A 17728-nucleotide genomic window follows, 5' to 3' on the forward strand; every position below is an offset into this window, starting at 1 on the left:
CGGGCCTGACCTGAATCTCAACACACCCTAATCCAAAGCATCAGGCCCAAAGCCCTGCAACCACTGAGCTCAGCCGGAAAATCCGCCGCCGTCGAGGAAGACCTGTTCTTCTGGCGTCGTCTCGCGGCCAAGCATCCTGTTTCGATGCGGAAAGCGGCCGAAGCGCTGGATGATCTCCAGATGCTCGACCGCGTATTTCAGATAGGATTGTGCCTTGCTGGTCGTGAGGTCCACCGATTTGAGCTGATCGGCGAGGTCCTCCGAATGCTCATACGGCAAGTAGAGGAAGACGCGCAGGTCTTCGTCGAGCGACAGATCCTGGCCGGCGGCGATCGCCTTTTCGGCAAAATGCCTTGCCAGCGGGTCGGTGGCGTACATGTGGCCGGTGCCGCGAAAGCAGTTTCGCGGGAACTGGTCGAGCAGGATCATCAGCGCCAGTGAGCCTTCGGCATGCCCCGACCAGTCGTCACATTCACGCCGCGCGGCCGCGTAGTGCAGATCGAGAAAGCGGTTGCGGAACTCCGCATCGAAGGCGTCATTCTTCTCGAACCATGCATCCTTCCCTGCGTCGCGCCAGAATTGGGTGACTGAAAAGGCTCGGCTGTCCATGTCCATCAGTGATTCCTCGGTCAGTCCGCAGATTCGGATTTATGCAGCACGCCGGCAGTCTCTTCGTTGAGCGCCTGGCCGGTGCGGCGTGGCGGGGTGAGCGGTGTCGGGATGGGTGTGCCGATGTTGCCCTTGAGGAAGCGCTGTCCGGCGCGAATGCCTTCGGCAAGCTGCATTTCGAAGCGGGCAGAGTCGCGGCGCCGGACATCCTCGATCACTTCGGCGACCTCTTCCGGGTCGACCCCCAGGGCTTCGAGGGTGGAACCGCCGAAAACGAGGGCTGATTCGAAGGTTTCCCGAAGCTGGAAATCGATACCAGCACGAATCAATTGTAACGCGGTGCCGCGGTCGAAGGCCCGTGCCAGCACCGTGAGCAAGGGGAACTCCCCCTTGATGAGTTCGGCAATGCGGATGGCGGCATCGGCCTTGTCGACGCATATGAGCACGGCGCGCGCGCGGCCGGCACCCGCGGCATGGAGAATGTCCAGCCGCGTGCCGTCGCCATAGTAGACCTTGAAGCCGAAATCGGCGGCGGCCTGGATCATCTCGACGTCATTGTCGATGATCGAGACGTCGATCCCGCGCAACAGCAGAGGCTGGCTGGCGATCTGGCCGAACCGGCCGAATCCGATGATCAGCACGCTGCCGGAAAGGCCATCGGCGACGTCGACACCCTCCAGCGACTGCTCGTCGCGCGGCGTGAGATAGCGCAGCGCCACGATAGCCAGCGGCGTCAGCACCATGGAGATGATGACGATCGCCGTCAGGGTCGCGTTGGCCTGGCTGTCTATGATGCCGACCGCCGCTGCCGCGGAATAGAGAACGAAGGCGAATTCGCCGCCTTGCGCCATGAAGACGGCGCGCTCGAGCGCTTCGCGGTGACCGGTCTTGAGGATGCGGGCGACAAGATAGATGCCGATCGCCTTTATCACCATGTAGGCGACGACGTAGATGGCGACAAGCTGCCAGTTCTCGACGACCACGCGCAGGTCGAGCGACATGCCGACTGCCAGGAAGAACAGCCCGAGCAGGACACCGCGGAACGGTTCGACGTCGGCCTCCAGCTGATGGCGGAAGGTGGATTCCGACAACAGCACGCCGGCCAGGAAAGCGCCCATCGCCATCGACAGGCCGCTGAGCTGCATGGCAAGCGCTGATCCCAGAACAACCAGAAGAGCGGCGGCGGTCATCACCTCGCGGGCGCGGGCATCCGCCAGGATGCGGAAGAACGGATTGAGCAGATAACGCCCGGCAAGCACCAGCCCGACGATGGCGGCAAGGCCGATGCCGACCTCCGCCAGCCGGCCCGACAGGCTCATGTCGCCACCGCCCGGCGCCAGGAAGGCGATCAGCGCCAGCAGCGGGACGATCGCCAGATCCTCGAGCAGCAGGATGGAGACGATGCGCTGGCCCTTGGGCGCTGCGATCTCGCCGCGTTCTTCCAGAAGCTGCATGACGATCGCCGTCGACGTCAGCACGAAGCCGGCGCCGGCGACGAAGGATTGCGAGACCGGAAAACCTCCCGCCAGTCCGACGCCGGTCAGCAGCAGCGCGCACACGCCGACCTGCAATGCCCCAAGGCCAAAGATCTCCCGTCTGAGGCCCCATAGTCGTGACGGCTGCATCTCCAGTCCGATGATGAACAGGAACATGACGACGCCGAGCTCGGCGACATGAAGAATGGCTTCCGATTCGGAAAAGATGCCGATGCCGAACGGGCCGATCACCACGCCGGCCGCCAGATAGCCAAGGATGGAGCCGAGCCCCATGCGCTTGAAGATCGGCACGGCGACAACACCTGCGGCGAGCAGCGCCACCACGTGGATGAGATCGCTGCCCGCTGCCTCTGCCGCCATGCCTGCCGTTCCGTTCTTTTTTGGGACCGCTGCACGTGCTGCGGCATCGAGCGGTCAAGATAGGGGCTTCGGCGCAGATCGAACAGTGCAAATCCTGAATGTGCTGTGTTGCAGGCGCGTTACACAAGTCCATGCACACGCCGCATTGCGTATTGTTGTAGTCAGGCGCTAAGGACGCGCGGCTTTGGCCATTGAAGGGCGGACGACGATCAAGTCGGCCGCCTTTTTTGAGGGAGACGACTGACATGAAGACGTTCTTGCTTGTTGCCGTCGGCATCGCGGCACTTGCCGGTTCGGCCTGTTCGAAGGCGCCGGAATGCACGACCGAAATGCTGGCCAAGAAGGCTCAGGACATGACTGCAGCCCCTCAGGAGGTGGTTACAAAGGATCCGGCCAAGGCAGCGGATCTCACCGCCAAGGTCCAGGCGGTCACAACCAAATATCAGGGCACCGCGACGGCCGACGAGGCCTGCAAGGCCTATGACGAGCTGACCGCGGCTATCAAGAGCTGATCACCGGCTTGAGGCTTGCAAAAGACTTGAGGCTCGCAACAAGCGCGGCCGCGGCTGCCGCTTTTTTGAACTCCGCACACCCGCTTGGACGCGCAAATGGTCGCTCAGTTCGGCGCGATGGAGCCGACTTGGAGCGTATCGACCCGCTTCAGCTTCATGCCGATGACCGGCACCAATTGCTGGTCGACGCGCACCGCAACCGTCACCGTCATCGAATTGTCGTTGGGGACAAGAGCCTGCATGACGCCGCGCAACTGGTTGCGGTTGATGGTGAAGACGACCTTGTTGGCATCGACCACGTTACCGCCGACGATGTCGAGACCGGAACCGGCGGCGCCTCCCATGAAGCTGCCCCTGTAGCCCTCGCGGCCCTTGTGCTGGATCGTCGCCGACATCTGCTGGGTGAACATGCCGACCCGGCAACCACCGTCGAGCGACATGCCGATCTTGCCTTGAGGCGTCGAACCGGTGAAATTGCAGGTGAATTTCGTGCCCTTGTATTTTCCCGCAACGATTTCCCCCGGGCCGACCCATTTGCCTTCCACCGATTGAAAAAACTTCTTGTCCCGTTCCGCCGCAAAGGTCTTTTCGACCAGGCCGGCAGTTGTTGAGACCACGACCGCCATGGGCAGGACGCTAGACAAGATCACGCTTTTCATCGACGACACCCGGCAACAAAGAGACTGGTTTTGAACACGTCCGAACCATGAACAAGATTGGTTAATGCTTCGTCACTGCTAGCGCGTGACCCCGGAAAATCGGAATCGATTTGCGCTGGGATCACGCGCAAAATCAGAGTGCCGCATCGTCCCTTCCGCGTCCACCAGAACGCGCGCGTCCCAGGCGATTGTCATGTATCGGAAGCGGATGTTTCCTTCTGCTTTTTCGTTGCGAACGATGTCAGCGCGGACAGGAAATCACCCATGCCGGGCCGTCTCGCGGCGCTGAAGGGCAGGGGCCTTGCGGTCTCCATCGCGGCAATGCCGATGCGCGCCGTCATCATGCCGTTGACGACGCCTTCGCCAAGCTTCGCCGAGAGCCTTGCGGCAAGGCCATGGCCGACGATCTGCTGAACGAAGCTGTCGCCGACGGCGATCGAGCCGGTCACCGCCAGATGGGCGAGGACGCTGCGCGCCAGCCGAAAGAATCCCAGCGTGCCCGGCCGGCCGCCATAAAGTTCCGACAGGCGGCGAATCAGCCGGCCCGCTTCGAACACGACATAGGCGACGTCGACCAGAGCGCGAGGGCTGACCGCCGTCACCAGCGACACACGCTTTGCCGCTTCGAGGATCATCACTTTGGCGCGGGCATCGAGCGGCCCGAGGATTTCGGTCTCGGCCAGGCGCACCAGATTGCCGCCGTCGATGATCTCGTCGCGCAATTCAGCCAGCGAGCGTCTGCCCGCCGCGGTCTCGGGCTTGGTCGCGACAAAGGCGGAGAGTTCGTCGACTACGGCGCGGGCGGCCTTCGGGTCGTCGCGGGCGATGGCGTCAAGTGCCCGTTTCTGCAGCTTTTCGACCTCGGCGAGGCGGGTGATCGCCAGGAACTCGCGGACAAGGATTACCAGTAGCGCCAGTACCGCGATCACGGCCATCCCGGCGGCCAGCCAGCCCAGCCATTCGGAGCGCGCGAACAGATCGCGAATCAACTGGTCGGTCCAAAGGCCAATTGCCAGCGAAACCAGAACGCCCAAGGCGCCGAAAAACAGACTGCCTGATATCGAACGCTTCCGCGGCGCGGTCGCTGGCGGCGGTTCGGCGGCGACGATGTCGGGCTCGTCGAAGACGTCGATCTCGTCGGGCACGACGACCGAGACATCCGTCTTCACCGCGCGTGGCTTTCGCGCCGACAGGGCGTCGGGCCCGGCTGCCTGTTCCTTTGGCGGGACTTCCGGCTCGATGCGAAATGCTGCCGGCTTGCGGGGCGCGGTCATGCCAGATGATCTCCGATCAGGAACTGCAGGGCGCGGTCGAGCCTGATATGCGGCAGCGACAGCGTGACGCCTTCAGCGGTGCGTTCGAGTTTTGGCGGGCGAAAGCGCACGAAGCGGATCGCCGGATCTTCATTGCCTTGGCGATGGTCCGGCCCGGAAGCGTCGAACACTGCATCAATTCTCTCCGGTAAATCGCCGGGAAATATGGCCGTTTCGGTATTTCCATCGAAGGTTTCGCCGTTGATCCTTTCGCCTTTCAACGGTGTGCCGATGATGACCGGCAGAGTTTCACGGCCCTGCTTGACCGTGCCTTCCCGGGTCGCGCGCACAGCCGCCAGGGCGACCACGTCGACATCGGCGCCGGTGAAATTCGCCCGCGCCACGGCGCGGTCGGCAAGCCGCCGCACGATCGCCTGCAACCGGTCGTGGCTTTCGTGGTGCAGATGGTCCGCCTTCGTCGCCGCCACCAATATGCGGTCGATGCGCCTTGAAAAAAAGTCCGTCAGGAAGTTGCCGCGGCCGGGGCGGAAACAGGCAAGGATTTCGGTCACCGCCCGTTCGAGATCGGCCATCGCGCCGGGGCCTGCGTTCAAGGCCTGCAGAGCGTCGATCAGCACGATCTGACGGTCGAGGCGCGTGATGTGTTCGCGGAAGAACGGTTTTACGACATGGGTCTTGTAGGCCTCGTAGCGCCGCTCCATCATCGCCTGCAGCGACCCGGAACGCGCCCGCTGCTCACCCAGGCCAGGCAAGGGCGCGAAGGTCAGTGCTGGTGAGCCCTCAAGATCGCCGGGCATGAGGAAACGGCCGGGTGGCAAGGTCGAAAGTGCCCGCTCATCAAGCTTGCATGCCTTGAGATAGGCGGCGAAACTCTCGGCGAGGCGGCGCGCCGTCATCTCGTCTGCGTCCGCATTCGGGTCGACCGCGTCGGAGAATGCGCGCCATTCCTGAGAAAGGTCGACCCGCACCGGCAGCACGGCCATCTCGAAGGCTTCGCGTGAGAAGTCGGTATAGGACTTGCCGAGCAGCGGCAGGTCGAGCAGCCATTCGCCGGGATAGTCGACGATGTCGACCGATAATCTGCCTGATGAAAACATACGGCTCCAGCCGGAGGCCGATTCATATTCGATGGTGAGCCTCAGTTCGGAAATGGCACGTGTCGAATCCGGCCAGAGGCGGTCGTCGACGAGGGCCGCGACGTGATCTTCGTACTGAAATCGCGGTACGGCGTCGTCCGGCTGCTCTTCGAGGAAGGCGCGGGCGATGCGTCCCGATTTTTGCGCCTCGAACAGCGGCAAACGTCCGCCATGGATCAGATTGTGGACGAAGGCCGATATGAACACCGTCTTGCCAGCGCGGGAAAGGCCGGTAACACCCAGCCGCAGCGACGGCGAGAAAAGCCCTGTAGCGCGCCCCGACAGGGTATCCAGGGCAATCTTCGCCTCGTCGGTGAAAGTGGTCAGCGATGATGCCAAATCAATTCTCTCGGGGCTTCGGTATGCTCCGATATAGACGCTGCCGCCTAGTGTGGCGAATCCGAAATGCGCAGTACCCTGGAACAGCGCAGTGGGTGAATTTCGGATTCGCCAACCGACCAGGCCATTGATTCTAATGTGGTTTTGGATTGGAAATGGCGCCAGAGATCGGCGGACGATCAGAGATCGGCAGGCGTCAGGAAGGCTTCGAGATAGCCGGTGCCTTGCGCGGCATCGGCAAGACTGCCGGGAAACCGGACGACCGCAAGACCTGAGGCCGGGAAACCGTAGTTCAGCATTCCCCTGGCAGTCTCGTCGCCGTCGCCCGAAAGCGCAATGGCGAGATCTTCCGTCATCGGGTTGTGGCCGATGACGAGCAGCGAGCCTGACCCGCCATTGCCGCGGATGAGGTTGAGATAGCGGGCGGCATCCTCGCTGTAGAGCATGTCGAGGAACAGGACCCGGCCTGTATCGGCGTGGCCGGCCAGACCTTCCAGCGTTTGCCGCGCCCGTTTTGCGTTGGAGCAAAGGGTGAGGTCGGGAACGTAGTCGCGGGCCCGCATGGCCGCGCCGATCGTTTCGGCGTCGGCTACGCCGGATGCGTCGAGCGGACGATCGAAATCGCGCATGCCCGGCAGGGCCCATCCAGCCTTCGCATGCCTCAGCAGATAAAGCTTGCTCACCGGCCCCTCGCTTGTGCCAAACACCGAAACGCGTCAAAAGGCGACGCAGGATTAGCCACGAGAAAGGCCTTGTGCACAATGGCCGGCACTCTTCAAGCTCCACGAATCATACACGAATTCGACTAAGCCCTTCGCGCAAAAGACGTTGACACTATCCTTCGGCCCGACATTAACAATTGCGTGAAACTGTCACCGATTACGCTTGTGCAGCATTCGGTCCGCGAATATATAGGCGCCAAATTTGGGGCTGTTTGGGTGAGTCGAATGAACGACATCGTTACCGCCGATTACGTACCCTCCGAAGACGAGCCGTTCATGAACGAGCGGCAGAAATCCTACTTTCGCTTGAAGCTCGTCACCTGGAAGAACGACATATTGCGCGAAGCGCGCGAAACTCTCGAAATCCTTCAGCAAGAAAACGCCAACCATCCCGATCTCGCCGACCGCGCCTCTTCGGAAACCGACCGCGCCATCGAACTTCGCGCCCGCGATCGCCAGCGAAAACTCATTTCAAAGATCGATTCCGCGCTGCAGCGCCTCGATGAAGGCACTTACGGCTATTGTGAGGAAACCGGCGAGCCCATCGCGCTGAAGCGGCTCGATGCGCGTCCAATCGCGACCTTGTCGATCGAGGCGCAGGAGCGCCACGAGCGCCGCGAGAAGGTCTACCGCGACGACTGAGCACGCGCGAAGCGTCAAAAATACAGCCTAGGAATTTTATCATGGCCGGTTTGCGGCCATTTTTCTGTTCGATTTTGTTGACGGTTCGCCGGCCGATTATCTTTTCTGGCTGGACAACTCGCCGAGAAGCTTGGTCATCTCGTCATCGAGAGACGGCGGCGCCTTTGCCGCTGGCTTGCTCAACGGCCCGCTGTGGGGCGGCTCGTCGAACGAAACCTCGAGCTCCTTCATCAACGTGTCGTCAAGGGAATCCTGCGTTGCCGGGAAATCCGGCGTTGCCGGCGATGGGGCGTGTCGGACGGCATTGGCATTCGCCGATCCGTAGGTGGGGATCGGCGTGATGGTCGCCGACTGGCGGCTTTGCGCTGCCGGCTTCGGCGCTGGCGCCGTCTGAAGGGGGCGGACGGGCGTTGAGGCGGCGCTTGCCGGCTGCGGAGGCGGTGCTTGCCTAACCGGCGCAGGGGCGGGTTGAGGTGCGCGCGGCCGGGGCGCCGGCTGATGGCCGCCGCTATCTCCGGTCAGTGCAGGACGGCGCAGCGCCGACAGCCTGATGTCGCGTTCGACGACGACGTCGGTCGGGCCGCCGATCAGCAGCAGGTGCTCGATATCGTCACGGCGCACCAGCACCAACCGGCGGTGACTGTCGACAGCGGTGGCGTCCATGACGGCCAGCCGCGTCTTGCGGTTTCTGCCGCCGGCAACGAATGTTCCGAAGGTCAGACTGCGGATCAGCTTGATGATGAGGAGAACGACGACCAGAAGGACCAGCGCGACTAACGCCCACAGGATCCCCGCGGCATAACCAGGACCCGCCACGCTATCCAGCCACTGCAGCATTGGTGCCCCCAAAATCGGCTTTCGAAGAAGACGCGACACTAGACTGTTGCGGCAGGCCACCGCAAGTTGCCTTTCGCGCTTCGCGAACAGCTTGAACACCAATGTGGTGGAGATTTGAAGTTCCTGCGAATCGTAGGGCTCAGCGTTCCGGAGCTTCAAATCCACCACACTGGATTTTTCGGCAAGCTGCTGGTGTCATGAATCCGAAATTCGCTGCGCGCTGCACCAAGTTGATGCGATTTTCGTATTCACCACACCGGGCGCCGAACGGCGTCATTTTTAGCGGACATTTGCTGCCAAGGCCTTTTCCGGGCCCTGAGAATATGATTCAACCGGGGAGGGGCAAGTACCGGAATTCACGAGCAGGGGGCACATGGCCAAGGAAGCGCGCGGCGATTTCTATCCGGTACCGATCGTCGACCAGAGCACGCGACCGGGTGCGGTCACGCGGCTCATCGTCTTCATCGTCGTCCTGACGGGCGCCGCGGTCGTCTTCGGCCTTTTCCGCGAACGTCTTGGCGATCCATTCCTGCTTGGAATGCTCGGCGTGCTTGCCATGATCGGCGTCGGCTTCCTGTTCGCCACCGCCATCGGCTTCGTGCAGATCACACCGCGCTCGACGAGTGACGAACTGTCGAAAGCCTTCGTCGATTCAATGTCACAGGGTCTTCTCGTCACCGACACGAAAAATCGTGTCGTCTACGCCAATCGTGCCTATGCCGACATGACGGGCGCGGCGTCCGCCGCGGATCTCAAGACGGTCGAAGGGTTGCTGTCCGATGTTCCCGAGGCCTCGGTGACCATTTACCGGCTCGCCTCCGGCCTGCGCGACGGCCAGCCCGGCGACGGGGAGTTTCGGCTTGCGCAATCCATTCGACCCGGCGCCGAGCCGGGCGCGCGCTGGTATCGTACCCGCGCCCGCGCCTTCAGCGTTCCAGGCCAGCGGCAGCCCTTGCTCGCCTGGCAACTCGCCGACGTCTCGGAAGAGCGAGCCGAGCAGGAGCGGTTCTTTCTCGATCTGCAAAAAGCCATCGATCACCTCGACCATGCACCGGCCGGCTTCTTTTCAGCCGACCAGGAAGGCCGCGTCACCTACATCAACGCCACGCTTGCGGAGTGGCTGGGCATCGACCTGACGAGCTTCACGCCTGGCGCCGTTACCCTTCCGGAGATCGTCGCCGGCGACGGCATGGCGCTGGTCCGCTCGGTCAAGGCCGATCCCGGCACCACGCGCAATGCTGTCATCGATCTCGACCTGACGACAGTGAAGGGCGAGGCGCTGCCCGTGCGTTTCATGCATCGGGTTTCGGCCAGCCGTGAGGGCATCAACGGTCCCACGCGCACCATCGTGCTCAACCGGACGCAAGGCGAGGACGCTTCCGCCGATCTCCGCGCATCGGAGATCCGCTTCACCCGTTTCTTCAATTCGACCCCGATGGCAATAGCAGCCGTAGACAGCAGCGGACGCATCTTGCGCACCAACGCACCTTTCCTGTCGCTGTTTTCCTCCGTCGTCGACGGGGACGCGGTCGACCGGCGCGTCAGGTTGGACACGGTGATCCATGAGCGCGATCGGCCCGCCTTTGCCGTGGCGTTCGAGAAAGCGCGACAACGGCAGGCCGACATCGAACCGATCGACACGCTGCTTCCCGGCAACGAGGAACGGCACATGCGCTTCTATGTCAACGCGGTCGCCGACGGCACCGGCGAGGGCGCCGAGGAATCGGCCATTGTCTACGCCGTCGAGACCACCGAGCAGAAGGCGCTCGAGGGCCAAATGGCGCAAAGCCAGAAGATGCAGGCGGTCGGCCAGCTCGCCGGCGGCATAGCGCACGACTTCAACAATGTGCTGACCGCCATCATCATGGCCTCGGACCTTTTGTTGACCAACCATCGCCCGTCCGACCCGTCCTTCCCGGACATCATGAACATCAAGCAGAACGCCAACCGGGCGGCCTCGCTGGTGCGGCAGCTTCTGGCCTTCTCGCGCAAGCAGACGCTGCGGCCGGAAGTGCTCAACCTGACCGACGTGCTTGCCGATCTCCGGATGCTGCTGGCCCGCCTGGTCGGCAACGACATCAAGCTGAAGGTCGATCATGGCCGCGACCTGTGGCCGGTGAAGGTCGACATCGGGCAGTTCGAGCAGGTGGTGGTCAATCTGGCGGTCAATGCGCGCGATGCGATGCCGACCGGCGGCGAGCTCACCGTGCGCACCCGTAATGTGACCGCGGAGGAGAGCAAGAGCCTTTCCTACCGCGAACTTGCGCCGGCCGACTATGTGGTGGTCGAAATCGAGGACACCGGCAGCGGCATAGCCCCCGAAGTGCTCAAGAAGATTTTCGAACCCTTTTTCACCACCAAGGAGGTCGGCAAGGGCACCGGCCTCGGCCTGTCCATGGTCTATGGCATCATCAAGCAGACGGGCGGCTTCATCTTCTGCGATTCCGAAGTCGGCAAGGGATCCGTGTTTCGCATCTTCCTGCCGCGATACATTGCAGAGGCGAGACCGGCAGGCGAGCCCGGCGAGGCGCCGGCTGCACCGGCAAAGATCGCCGACACGGCCAAGGATTTGTCGGGCTCGGCGACGGTGCTGCTCGTCGAGGACGAGGATGCCGTGCGCATGGGTGGCATGCGGGCGCTTACATCGCGTGGTTACACTGTCCACGAAGCGTCCTCGGGCGTCGAGGCTCTGGAAGTCTTCGAAGCGCTCGGCGGCAAGGTCGACATCGTCGTTTCCGACGTGGTGATGCCTGAAATGGACGGGCCGACGCTGCTTGGCGAATTGCGCAAGCGGCAGCCGGACATCAAATTTGTCTTCGTTTCCGGTTACGCGGAGGATGCGTTCGCCAAGAACCTGCCAGCGGACGCGCATTTCGGGTTCCTGCCGAAGCCGTTCTCGCTCAAGCAACTGGCCACAATCGTCAAGGATGTGCTCGAATCTTAGGATTTGCTAATTCTCGCGCTTGCGTAATGACGTGAGACTGGCATGATTATGGGCGAAACAGGCGGCGGGTTTTGGGGAGCATGCCGTGACGCCGCACAACGAGGCAGGCAAGGGAGATTACGCCGCAACAGTGCTGTTGCCGGGCGATCCGCAGCGTGCCGAATGGATGGCAGAAACCTTTCTGGAGGCGCCGCGTTGCGTCAACCGTCGCAGGGAGGCCCTTGGCTTTACCGGCCTGTTTCGCGGCAAGCCCGTCAGCATCCAGTCCACCGGCATCGGCGTCTCGTCATTCCTGATCTACGCGCATGAATTGTTGGACTTCCATGGCGTCAGGACGCTGATCCGCACGGGTACCTGTGGTGGCCTGACTGCTGCGGCCAATCTGCGCAGCCTGGTGATTTCGCAGTCGGTGCGGGGCGAAAGTGCAGAGAGCGGCCAGGTCTTCGGGCTCTATGGCGCTGACGCCGGCCCAGATCCGGGGCTCTTTGCCCGAGCGTTGGCCAAGGCTGCCGAGCTAGGCGTTGAACATGAGGCCGGGCTGACCGCCTGCAGCGATATATTCTATCATCCTGAGGGACGTAACCGCTTTGCCGATGCGCAGGCCCATGGAGCGCTCGCCGTCGATATGGAGACCAGCGCGCTCTATCGCATCGCGGCGCATTTCGGCGCCCGCGCGCTGTCGATCCTGACCGTCGTCGACAATGTTGTGACCGGCGAGCAGACCGACTATTCGGAACGCCAGGCGCTTTTCACCGACATGACCCGGCTCGCGCTCGATGTCGCGAGCGAAAGTTAAGCTGCCTGCCGCTTCTGGGCCGCGCGTTCTTCGATGCCCGGCCGATGGCCGCGCAGGTAGAGGGCACAGGTCGTGCGCAACATCGACGCGAAGTTCGGAATCTGGCCATTGATCTCGATGGCCTCGTCATAGAGCTTCGAGATGAATTTCGGCGTCGTCAAACCCTGGCTGTCGGCGATCTCGTCGAGCAAGGCCCAGAACGTCGCCTCGAGCTGGATGCTGGTCGAGTGCCCGTCGATGCGGATCGATCGGTTGATTTGTCGATAGCCCTCCGGATCCTGCCCGGCAAAAACCCTGCACATCGTTTCCTCCCGTTCTCCTGGCCGTTCTTGTTGGTCTTGGCCGTTCTTGTTGATTTTGGGCGCAAAACAGCAGCGATTCGCGCCTTTGAGCAATGCCCATCGTGTCCAATTATCTTCGGCCGGAAAGCGGAAAACAGCAATCGGACTTTCGTCCTTAGGCGGTCTCTTATCCTATTGTCGGATTGGCGCGTGGTAATCGGCTGCCACCACCTTTGCCGCGACCCGCGCATAATCACGCCGACGCGCATAAGCGCTGCTGCAACGGAGTGTCATTTGGCAAAGGCGATCCACACCATGGTCCGGGTTCTGGACGAGGTCCGGTCCGTCGACTTCTACCGGAAAGCCTTTGGGCTGGACGTCGCCGAACGGCTCGATTTCGAAACCTTCACACTCGTCTATTTGAGCAATGCCGACGCGGAGTTCGAAGTCGAGCTCACCGTCAACAAGGGCCGGCAGGAGCCTTATGCGCTCGGCGACGGTTACGGCCACCTCGCGGTTTCGGTAGCCGATCTGGACAGCGAACACGACCGGCTGGGCGCGCTTGGCCTGAACCCGAAGAAGATCGTCGAGTTCAACCGCGACGGAGCACTGCTCGCGCGCTTCTTCTTCATCGAGGATCCCGACGGCTACAAGATCGAGGTTCTGCAGCGCCAGGGCCGGTTCAAATAGGGGACATTACGGCCGTGCCGGCCAGCGCGGCGCCAGCCACGGCACCTTCGGGTGCATAGCAAGCAAGGGAGGAACAAATGGTCACCATTTATGAGAGAAAGGCCGGGGAGAGAAAGGCCGGGCTATCGCGGCGCGAACTTCTGAAGCGCGGCGGTGTCGGCGCGTTGCTGGTCATTTCGGGCACCGCCGTCATCAGCCCGGAGCATGCCTGGGGTCTCGAAACATCCACGCTCAAGCCCGAAACCATGGCGACCCTGATCCAGATGGCGCGCGACATCTATCCGCACGACCAAGTGCCTGACAAATATTACGCAATCGCCGTCAAGGCGCATGACGAGCAGGCCGGCAAGGACCCTGCCCACAAGGTCCTCGTCGAAAACGGCATCGCCGATCTCGACTTGAAGTCGGGCAAAGACGGCTACACCGGTCTCGGCTGGGAGGAGCAGCGCGTTGCCGTGCTGAGACAGATCGAGAACACGCCGTTCTTCCAGGCAGTCCGCGGCGGGCTTGTCGTCGGCCTATACAACCAGAAAGAGGTCTGGCCGATGTTCGGCTACGAGGGCGAGTCCTATTCCAAGGGCGGCTACATGGCGCGCGGGTTCGACGACATCGAGTGGCTCTGAGCCCCGTCACACCAACCGCGTACAACAGACATCATGGGAGGAAACCATGGCAGCAGGATTTGATCTCAAGAACGATGGCGTGGTCGTCATCATCGGCTCGGGCGCCGGCGGCGGCACGCTCGGCAACGAACTTGCCCAGAAGGGCATCGATGTCGTCATCCTGGAGGCGGGCGGGCGTCACGAATACGAGGATTTCATCAACGACGAGTGGGATTCGTTTGCCCAGCTCGCCTGGACGGACAAGCGCACGACCTCGGGTGACTGGCGGGTGGCGAAGGATTTCCCCAACCTCCCGGCGTGGATCGTCAAGGCTGTCGGCGGTTCGACCACGCACTGGGCGGGCGCTTCGCTGCGTTTCCAGGAGCACGAATTCAAAACGCTTTCGACCTACGGAAAACTGGAAGGCGCGAACCTGCTCGACTGGCCGATCACGCTTGCCGACCTTGAGCCCTACTATGCAAGGGCCGAAGACAAGCTGGGCGTGACGCTCACCAACAACATCCCGGGCCTTCCCGGCAACAACAACTTCAAGGTGATGAAGGCCGGCGCCGACAAGCTCGGTTACAAGGAGTGCCACACCGGCCGGATGGCGATCAATTCCGAGCCGCGCGACGACCGCAATGCCTGCCAGCAGACCGGCTTCTGCTTCCAGGGCTGCAAATGGGGCGCCAAATGGTCGACGCTGTATACCGAAATCCCCAAGGGCGAGGCGACCGGCCATCTCGAGGTCAGGTCCAACGCCATGGCGATCAAGATCAACCATGATGAGTCGGGCAAGGTGACCGGCGTCGTCTATGCCGACAAGGACGGCAAGCTGCAGGAACAGAAGGCCCGCATCGTCGCCGTCGCCGGAAACTCGATCGAGAGCCCGCGGCTACTGCTCAACTCGGCATCGAACCAATTCCCCGACGGTCTTGCCAATTCGTCGGGGCAGGTGGGCAAGAACTATATGCGCCACACCACGGGCTCGGTCTACGGCGTCTTCGACAAGCCGGTGCATATGTATCGCGGCACCACCATGGCGGGGATCATCCGCGACGAAGCACGCAACGATCCTTCACGCGGCTTCGTCGGCGGCTACGAACTCGAGACACTCTCGCTCGGTCTGCCGTTCATGGCCGCCTTCCTCAATCCCGGCGGTTGGGGACGTTCCTTCACCACGGCGCTCGATCACTACGACCATATGGCCGGCATGTGGATCGTCGGCGAAGACATGCCGCGCGAGGAAAACCGCGTCACGCTTCATGCCGATATGAAGGACGAGCACGGTATGCCGGTGGCGGACGTGCATTTCGACGACCATGCCAACGACACGGCGATGCGTGACCACGCCTACAAGCAGGGTTCGGCGCTCTACGCGGCGGTCGGGGCGACCCGCACCTTCCCGACGCCACCCTATCCATCCACCCACAATCTCGGCACCAACCGGATGAGCGAAAAGGCGGCCGACGGCGTCGTCAACAAGCATGGCCAGACGCACGACATCAAGAACCTGTTCGTGTCGGACGGCAGCCAATTCACCACGGGGGGCGCCGAAAATCCGACATTGACGATCGTGTCGCTGGCGATCCGTCAGGCCGACTACATCGCCGAGCAGATGTCGGCGAAGAGCCTTTAGCATTAGCCCTCCCGACTGCCTGCCGGCGCGGAGCTTGCCAAAGGTTCCGCGCCGGCTTTTTTCGGCGTCTCAACGTTTCGTGCAGGTCGAGGCGGTGAAGGCGCCGTCAGGCTGCTTCATGATGATGTCGAAGGAGGGGCTGGTTTGACCGTCCAGGGTGGCTTGCGTGAGCGAGATCGAGTTGCCGCCGGTCGTATAGCCGCCCAAAGGGCCCAACCAGGTGATCTCGCCATTCGCATCCATCTGATAGTTGTAGCCCTGCTGGGCGGTTCCGAAGGTCACCGGGCCGCTATAGACATTTCCCCTAATGGTGATGTCGCCAAGCCTGAGAAACATGCCAAGCAGATAGACCTCGCAGTGATAGGTCCCGTCCGGCAATTTGCCGTCGGCGAAGTCGGCGCGTGCGCCTCCGGCGACCGCCACCGAAAGCAAGATGCTGAAAATACAAGGAATCCTGAAGGCCATGGCGTCGCTCGCTTGAGAGGCGACCTTGCCCCATTTTCCTGCAACGCTGCAACATTTGTGGTTGGCCATTATTCGAGGTGCCGAGGATTAAAATTTAGGCACTGAACGATATATGTGCAAAATCTAGGCAGGCATGCGCAATCTATTTCTCAATCAGACCTTCCCGGGCGCCGTGCATATTCGGCGGCTAATATATTAACCGGCTGATAGGGCTAGGAAATCTCAGTGCGCTTACCCTTGCTCCCGCGGTTGGCACAGCCGTTGCATGGTCTCTTGCGATGCGATCAACCAGCTTGGGAGTGTGCAATATGAGGGGTAATTTCTCGACAATAACAAAGATGGTTTCGGCAGGCGTGGTCGCGGCCGGTCTGTCGATGTCCGTCCCGGCCAAGGCGGCCGACGACACGATCAAGGTGGGTATTCTCCACTCGCTGTCGGGGACCATGGCGATTTCGGAGACGACGCTGAAGGACGCCATGCTGATGCTGATCGAAGAGCAGAATGCAAAGGGCGGACTGCTCGGTAAGAAACTCGAAGCTGTCGTCGTCGACCCGGCGTCCAACTGGCCGCTGTTCGCCGAAAAGGCGCGCGAACTGATCTCCAAGGACAAGGTTGCGGCGGTGTTCGGTTGCTGGACTTCGGTGTCGCGCAAGTCGGTGCTGCCGGTCTTCAGCGAGCTCGACAACATCCTGTTCTATCCCGTCCAGTATGAGGGCGAGGAGAGCGAGCGCAACGTGTTCTACACCGGTGCGGCGCCGAATCAGCAGGCTATTCCCGCCGTCGACTATCTGATGAGCGAGGATGGCGGTTCGGTGAAACGCTGGGTCCTTGAAGGCACCGACTACGTCTACCCGCGCACCACCAACAAGATTCTCGAGGCCTATCTGAAGGCCAAGGGCGTCGCCGCCGAAGACATCATGGTCAACTACACGCCGTTCGGCTTCTCCGACTGGCAGACCGAAGTCTCGGCGATCAAGAAGTTCGGCTCGGCCGGCAAGAAGACCGCCGTCGTCTCGACGGTCAATGGCGACGCCAACGTGCCGTTCTACAAGGAGCTCGGCAACCAGGGCGTCAAGGCCGAGGATATTCCGGTCATGGCCTTCTCGGTCGGCGAGGAAGAGCTTGCCGGCCTCGACACCGCCCCGCTGGTCGGCCACCTTGCCGCCTGGAACTATTTCCAGAGCGTCGATACGCCCGAGAACGAGAAGTTCATCGCCGACTGGCACAAGTTCATCAAGAACGACAAGCGCACCACCAACGACCCGATGGAAGCCCACTATGTCGGCTTCAACATGTGGGTGAAGGCGGTCGAGAAGGCCGGCACCACGGATCCTGACAAGGTCATCGACGCCGTGATCGGCGTCTCGGTGCCGAACCTGACCGGCGGTTATTCGACCATGATGCCGAACCACCACATCACCAAGCCGGTGCTGATCGGCGAGATCCAGGCCGACGGCCAGTTCGAGACCGTCTCGCAGACGCCGGGCCTGGTGATGGGCGACGAGTGGTCCGACTATCTGGCTGATTCGAAGGACCTGATCTCCGATTGGCGCGCGCCCCTGTCCTGCGGCAACTTCAATGTCGCCACCGGCAAGTGTGGCGGCAAGGGGACCAACTGATCCTCCCGGGTCTGACCGGTCGCGGAATTCTCCACGACCCAGACCGCGAAGCGTCCGGGCGGACTCCTTCTCTCCTCCAGTCCGCCCGGACGCGAATTTCAATCCT

Annotated in this window: 17 protein-coding genes; 8 read left to right on the plus strand and 9 right to left on the minus strand. The window is 62.0% G+C overall.

The annotated features are described in order from the left end of the window. Nucleotides 1-69: 69 nt before the first annotated feature. Together AC0NID_RS21080 and AC0NID_RS21085 are read right to left on the minus strand one after the other, a co-directional pair. Nucleotides 70-615 (minus strand): DUF924 family protein, encoded by a 546-nt coding sequence (locus AC0NID_RS21080; RefSeq protein ID WP_473456862.1) that lies wholly within the window; start codon nucleotides 613-615, stop codon nucleotides 70-72. Nucleotides 616-629: 14 nt separating this feature from the next. Next, nucleotides 630-2465, minus strand: coding sequence for a monovalent cation:proton antiporter-2 (CPA2) family protein (locus tag AC0NID_RS21085; RefSeq protein WP_473456863.1), 1836 nt, complete (start codon nucleotides 2463-2465; stop codon nucleotides 630-632). A gap of 245 nt (nucleotides 2466-2710) precedes the next feature. Between AC0NID_RS21085 and AC0NID_RS21090 the strand changes: the two genes are divergently transcribed. Further along, nucleotides 2711-2977: a hypothetical protein gene (locus AC0NID_RS21090; protein ID WP_473456865.1), complete on the plus strand. Its 267-nt coding sequence runs from the start codon at nucleotides 2711-2713 to the stop codon at nucleotides 2975-2977. Nucleotides 2978-3081: 104 nt separating this feature from the next. Here AC0NID_RS21090 and AC0NID_RS21095 read toward each other — a convergent pair whose 3' ends face one another. The 4 genes from AC0NID_RS21095 to AC0NID_RS21110 form a co-directional block, all read right to left on the minus strand. Next, entirely contained in the window at nucleotides 3082-3636 is a 555-nt protein-coding gene (locus AC0NID_RS21095) for a hypothetical protein (RefSeq protein ID WP_473456866.1), read from the minus strand. 191 nt (nucleotides 3637-3827) lie between these two features. Next, the gene (locus AC0NID_RS21100) at nucleotides 3828-4910 is read right to left on the minus strand and encodes a YcjF family protein (protein WP_473456867.1); all 1083 of its coding nucleotides are present in this window, start codon (nucleotides 4908-4910) and stop codon (nucleotides 3828-3830) included. After that, entirely contained in the window at nucleotides 4907-6385 is a 1479-nt protein-coding gene (locus tag AC0NID_RS21105; protein WP_473456868.1) for a YcjX family GTP-binding protein, read from the minus strand. The genes AC0NID_RS21100 and AC0NID_RS21105 overlap by 4 nt, the downstream gene beginning before the upstream one ends. 179 nt (nucleotides 6386-6564) lie before the next feature. Continuing rightward, on the minus strand, nucleotides 6565-7068 hold the full coding sequence (locus tag AC0NID_RS21110) for a SixA phosphatase family protein (protein ID WP_473456869.1): 504 nt from the start codon (nucleotides 7066-7068) through the stop codon (nucleotides 6565-6567). A gap of 264 nt (nucleotides 7069-7332) precedes the next feature. Between AC0NID_RS21110 and dksA the strand changes: the two genes are divergently transcribed. Then, nucleotides 7333-7749 (plus strand): RNA polymerase-binding protein DksA, encoded by a 417-nt coding sequence (gene dksA / locus AC0NID_RS21115; protein ID WP_023717816.1) that lies wholly within the window; start codon nucleotides 7333-7335, stop codon nucleotides 7747-7749. Between the two features lie 96 nt (nucleotides 7750-7845). Here dksA and AC0NID_RS21120 read toward each other — a convergent pair whose 3' ends face one another. Continuing rightward, the gene (locus AC0NID_RS21120; RefSeq protein ID WP_473456870.1) at nucleotides 7846-8586 is read right to left on the minus strand and encodes a hypothetical protein; all 741 of its coding nucleotides are present in this window, start codon (nucleotides 8584-8586) and stop codon (nucleotides 7846-7848) included. 373 nt (nucleotides 8587-8959) lie between these two features. Between AC0NID_RS21120 and cckA the strand changes: the two genes are divergently transcribed. Then, a complete protein-coding gene (gene cckA / locus AC0NID_RS21125) occupies nucleotides 8960-11530 on the plus strand; it encodes a cell cycle histidine kinase CckA (RefSeq protein WP_473456872.1) in 2571 nt (856 codons plus the stop codon). An 85-nt stretch (nucleotides 11531-11615) separates the two neighbouring features. Continuing rightward, the gene (locus tag AC0NID_RS21130) at nucleotides 11616-12326 is read left to right on the plus strand and encodes a purine-nucleoside phosphorylase (protein ID WP_473456874.1); all 711 of its coding nucleotides are present in this window, start codon (nucleotides 11616-11618) and stop codon (nucleotides 12324-12326) included. Here the strand turns inward: AC0NID_RS21130 and AC0NID_RS21135 are convergent. Next, nucleotides 12323-12628, minus strand: coding sequence for a ribbon-helix-helix domain-containing protein (locus tag AC0NID_RS21135; RefSeq protein ID WP_473456875.1), 306 nt, complete (start codon nucleotides 12626-12628; stop codon nucleotides 12323-12325). The two genes, AC0NID_RS21130 and AC0NID_RS21135, sit on opposite strands and share 4 nt — an antisense overlap. A gap of 273 nt (nucleotides 12629-12901) precedes the next feature. Here AC0NID_RS21135 and AC0NID_RS21140 point away from each other — a divergent pair, with 273 nt between their 5' ends. The 3 genes from AC0NID_RS21140 to AC0NID_RS21150 all read left to right on the plus strand — a co-directional run bounded on the left by AC0NID_RS21140 (nucleotide 12902) and on the right by AC0NID_RS21150 (nucleotide 15538). After that, on the plus strand, nucleotides 12902-13297 hold the full coding sequence (locus tag AC0NID_RS21140) for a VOC family protein (protein ID WP_473456876.1): 396 nt from the start codon (nucleotides 12902-12904) through the stop codon (nucleotides 13295-13297). A gap of 77 nt (nucleotides 13298-13374) precedes the next feature. After that, complete coding sequence (locus AC0NID_RS21145; RefSeq protein WP_473456877.1) at nucleotides 13375-13920, plus strand: gluconate 2-dehydrogenase subunit 3 family protein; 546 nt, start codon at nucleotides 13375-13377, stop codon at nucleotides 13918-13920. A 46-nt stretch (nucleotides 13921-13966) separates the two neighbouring features. Continuing rightward, on the plus strand, nucleotides 13967-15538 hold the full coding sequence (locus AC0NID_RS21150) for a GMC family oxidoreductase (protein ID WP_473456878.1): 1572 nt from the start codon (nucleotides 13967-13969) through the stop codon (nucleotides 15536-15538). Between the two features lie 69 nt (nucleotides 15539-15607). Here the strand turns inward: AC0NID_RS21150 and AC0NID_RS21155 are convergent, their stop codons facing one another. After that, nucleotides 15608-16003, minus strand: a complete 396-nt coding sequence (locus tag AC0NID_RS21155; RefSeq protein ID WP_473456879.1) for a hypothetical protein — start codon at nucleotides 16001-16003, stop codon at nucleotides 15608-15610. Between the two features lie 308 nt (nucleotides 16004-16311). Here AC0NID_RS21155 and urtA point away from each other — a divergent pair, with 308 nt between their 5' ends. Continuing rightward, the gene (urtA, locus tag AC0NID_RS21160; RefSeq protein WP_473456880.1) at nucleotides 16312-17622 is read left to right on the plus strand and encodes an urea ABC transporter substrate-binding protein; all 1311 of its coding nucleotides are present in this window, start codon (nucleotides 16312-16314) and stop codon (nucleotides 17620-17622) included. Nucleotides 17623-17728: the final 106 nt, after the last annotated feature.

It is taken from the genome of Mesorhizobium sp. WSM4821 (assembly GCF_055901555.1).